The organism is Leptolyngbya sp. FACHB-36, assembly GCF_014695955.1.
Classification (GTDB): domain Bacteria; phylum Cyanobacteriota; class Cyanobacteriia; order Leptolyngbyales; family Leptolyngbyaceae; genus FACHB-36.
Window position 1 is genome coordinate 1 of the sequence record NZ_JACJPG010000274.1, and the last position, 4182, is coordinate 4182.

Annotated in this window: 2 protein-coding genes; both read left to right on the plus strand. The window is 56.1% G+C overall.

The genetic code is table 11. From position 1 onward, the window contains the following. The first annotated feature begins 620 nt into the window (after positions 1 to 620). On the plus strand, positions 621 to 3224 hold the full coding sequence (gene gyrA / locus H6F43_RS07215) for a DNA gyrase subunit A (RefSeq protein ID WP_190342098.1): 2604 nt from the start codon (positions 621 to 623) through the stop codon (positions 3222 to 3224). A 266-nt stretch (positions 3225 to 3490) separates the two neighbouring features. After that, positions 3491 to 4102: a hypothetical protein gene (locus H6F43_RS07220; protein ID WP_190342100.1), complete on the plus strand. Its 612-nt coding sequence runs from the start codon at positions 3491 to 3493 to the stop codon at positions 4100 to 4102. The last annotated feature ends 80 nt before the right edge of the window (positions 4103 to 4182 follow it).

Here is a 4182-nt window from a genome sequence, read left to right on the forward strand (position 1 = left end):
TTTGACCCGCATAGCCGACTCTGACGTTTCGGTACCACTATACCGCGTGAAACTTGGCGAATTGGTCATGGAGGGCAACTTGATATCAATACCAATTCGGAATTCGGAGTTCGGAATTCGGAGTTGGCAATTTGGGAAGTTGCAAGCGCTCGTTTGGTTGGGGCGCATCTAGCGCATCTAAATGATGATTGGGAGAACGTGAAGACGATACGGAGAAGGGGCGACGCAGTGACGCGGAGAGCCAGAAAATAGATTAAAATCTCCGCGTCTCCGTGGCTCCGCATCAGTCCTATCCCTCAACGATCGGATACGCCCTCTCTCCAACTCGACTCGTCACTGGATAGAACTTGACAGCCATCGCCATTTAGTACAGATGTTTCAGGCGAGTGGCGGTTCACCGCTGCAAAAGGGAATCCTGGATACATCCTTGAAAAGCTTTCGCAGTGCGGTTTTCCAGCCCTGGCGCTAAAAAATAACTGCCCGTCAAAAATAGCTCCGCATGATACAATCGAAGAAAGACGCTTGCTTTAGCAGCGACGAGGACAGCCCCGACGCGATGGAGTTCGCTGGGGTGTTCTTGCAGGTTGTGGCACGTTTGCACTCGCGGAGTTTCTCACAGTATGACCTTTTCCCAGGAGTCGCCTCAGGACCGGATCATTCCCACTGATTTAGGCAACGAGATGTCGCGGTCCTACCTGGAATACGCGATGAGCGTAATTGTCGGGCGGGCGCTTCCCGATGCCAGAGACGGACTCAAACCCGTGCATCGTCGGATTCTCTACGCCATGCACGAATTGGGCTTATCGCCCGATCGCCCTTTCCGTAAGTGCGCTCGCGTCGTTGGAGACGTGATTGGTAAATACCATCCCCACGGCGACACCGCCGTGTATGACGCGCTGGTGCGGATGGCGCAAGACTTCTCGATGCGATCGCCCTTAATTGACGGGCATGGCAACTTCGGCTCGGTGGATAACGACCCACCTGCTGCCATGCGATACACCGAATGCCGCCTGCGAGCACTAACCACCGACGCGCTGCTGCGCGACATCGAATCCGAAACCGTAGACTTCGGAGCAAACTACGACGGGTCGCAACAAGAACCGCTGGTGATGCCCGCGCGCGTGCCGCAGCTGCTGCTGAACGGCTCCTCTGGAATTGCCGTCGGCATGGCGACAAACATTCCGCCGCACAACCTGGGTGAACTGATCGACGGATTGATTGCCTTGATCCGCGACCCGGAGTTGACCGACCTGGAACTGATGCAGTACATTCCTGGTCCTGACTTTCCTACGGGGGCGCAGGTGCTAGGAAAGACCGGAATCCGCGAGGCATACACGACTGGACGCGGCTCCATTATTATGCGTGGCGTCGCCAGCATCGAAACGATCGAGCAGCGCGGACGCCCCGATCGCGAAGCCATTATCATTACCGAACTGCCTTACCAGACCAACAAAGCCGCGCTGATCGAAAAGATCGCCGAGATGGTGAATGATCACCGGATTGAAGGCATCTCGGACGTGCGAGACGAGAGCGATCGCGATGGAATGCGCGTCGTTATCGAACTGCGGCGAGACGCTTACCCACGGGTTGTGTTGAACAACCTTTACAAGCAAACGCCGCTGCAAGCAAACTTTGGCGCAAACATGCTGGCGCTGGTTAACGGCGAACCGCAGCTCTTGACGCTGAAGCAGTTTCTCAGCGTGTTTTTGGAGTTTCGCGTTGAGGCAATCACTCGTCGCACGCGCTACCAGCTTCGCAAAGCGGAAGAGCGGGATCACCTGCTGCAAGGCTTGCTGATTGCGCTGGAAAACCTGGATGCCATTATTGACTTGATTCGCCACGCTGCCGATGCGCCCACCGCTCGGCTGGAACTCATCGAAACTTACCGCCTCTCGGAAGCACAGGCAGACGCGATTCTGCAAATGCAACTGCGCCGCTTAACCGCGCTAGAAGCCGAAAAAATCCATCAGGAGCACAACGACCTCCAGCGCCAGATCTCGGACCTGCAAGACATTCTGGCACGGCGCGATCGCATCCTCGATATCATTGTTGAAGAAGCGACCCAGCTGCGGACCACCCACGCGACTCCGCGTCGCACCGTAATTGAGCAGTCGGAGGATGAACTAGAGGATGCGGATCTCATCGCCAACGAAAAGGCGGTGATTCTGCTGACCGAGCAGGGCTACATCAAGCGGATGCCCGTCAACACCTTCGAGGCGCAGAGCCGCGCGACCAAAGGCAAAGCGGGCACCCGGATGAAAGAAGACGACGGGGTCGAGCACTTCCTCACCTGCCACGACCATGACAGCGTGCTGTTCTTTAGCGATCGCGGGGTTGTCTACTGCCTCAAGGCGTACCAGATTCCTACAGGGTCGCGCACGTCGCGGGGGACGCCGATCGTTCAAATGCTGCCAATCCCTCGTGAGGAGCGAATTACGTCGGTGATTCCGGTCACGGAGTTTAGCGACGATGAGTATCTGGTGATGCTGACCAACAAAGGTTACATCAAGAAAACTGCCCTTGCTGCTTTTAGCAATATCCGCACCAACGGCTTGATCGCCATCTCCTTAGAGGACGGCGACCAGCTGCGCTGGGTCCGTCGCGCTCGTCAGGAAGACAGCATCATCATCGGCTCCAGTCTGGGCAAATCCATTCACTTCCGCGCCAATCACGAGCAGTTGCGTCCGCTGGGACGGGCGACGCGAGGCGTCCGAGCCATGTCTCTGCGCAATGGCGACAGTCTGGTCGGCATGGATATTCTGCCCGGTCAAATTGTGGCAGATCTGGCTCAGGCACTAGAGTCTGATGTAGACGTGGACGTGGAGGATGCTAGCGAGAATGGCGGTGAGAACGGCGACAATGCTGAACTTGCCCGCAGCGTTGGACCCTGGATTCTCATCGTGACCACGAGCGGCTACGGTAAGCGCGTTCCGGTAGCTCAGTTCCGCTTGCAAAACCGGGCGGGAATGGGCATTGTGGCAACGAAGTTCCGTAAGAAGGGCGACCATCTTGCCGCTCTCCACATCGTCAACGAAGACGATGAGTTGATGATCATCACCAATCGAGGCATCATCATTCGCCAAGCGGTGAACGCGATTTCGTCGCAGTCTCGCCCAGCGACTGGAGTGCGGGTGCAGCGACTCGATGAGGACGACGCGATCGCGGCGGTTGCCCTTGTGCCCAAATCTAGCGAAGAGTTGGCTGCGCTCGAAGGCGACGAGTAACGTCGCAGGGATGCCGAAGCCGTTCGAGAACTCAAAAGCCTGCGGGTACCCGCAGGCTTTTCGAGCGTTAGGCATTGCTGAATGGAAGCCTGAGTTGTCTTCAGGCTTAACCGGAACTGGCATTATTGAGTCCACATTTAATCCACAGTCCTAAGCGTCGATCGCTCGGCACCGTACAGTAGGTTACAGAGCCGTTTATTTTCTGCTGTAAAATTCTCTCAGATCGTTCAACGCATCTGAGCTTAGGCATTTTTGTGTTTTCACACTTGCAGCATAGCTATTTAGCGGCAGTGGTTCTGCTGTCACCTGTCGGAGCGACTTGGAGCGCAACAGCGGCTCCTGCTGACATTTTTCGCTCCCGCCTTGATCAAATTCAACAGGCGCTGCCGCCCCGGTTTGCCATGCGTCTACCCACGCAAATCCTGCTGGGAGGTCCTGCGGATGAGGAGTTCATTCAGAGTCTGAGGGTCCACGTCTTTGCCTCGGACACATCTCCCGGTCTTACCATAGGACTGTATAGCTGCGGAGAAGGGTCGCCGTTTTGTCTGATAGGAACGTTTGCGGTCGCCAGCCCAAACGACGCGATCGTCCAGCAAGAGCTAAAACAGCATCGCGCCGCTGCAAATCCAATTCAGCTAACACCGCGAATTCAGGGCTACGTTCTGGACGGATCGACGAAACGTCCGGTCTCCATGTTCTCCTCTATTATGTGGCAGCAAGATGGCTTCATTTACAGCGTCAGCTTCGCGGAGCCAGAGCGTCAGAATATGCTTTACATGGCAGTGTCGATGGCAACGGGAGAGCCAATCTACGCGCTAAACCCAACGCTGCGATCGCGGCCCGCCGAAACTACGAGATCGGACTCGCGATCGCGATAAAATCCCGGAAAAGTACTTAGACACTTTGCTTGAAATTCAGCTACCGTGAAGGGCACTCAGGCACCGATGCTTCTGAGATG

Excerpts from the sequence above, each read along its gene's own strand:
- gyrA (WP_190342098.1), top strand. The coding sequence starts at position 621 with ATGACCTTTTCCCAGGAGTCGCCTCAGGACCGGATCATTCCCACTGAT.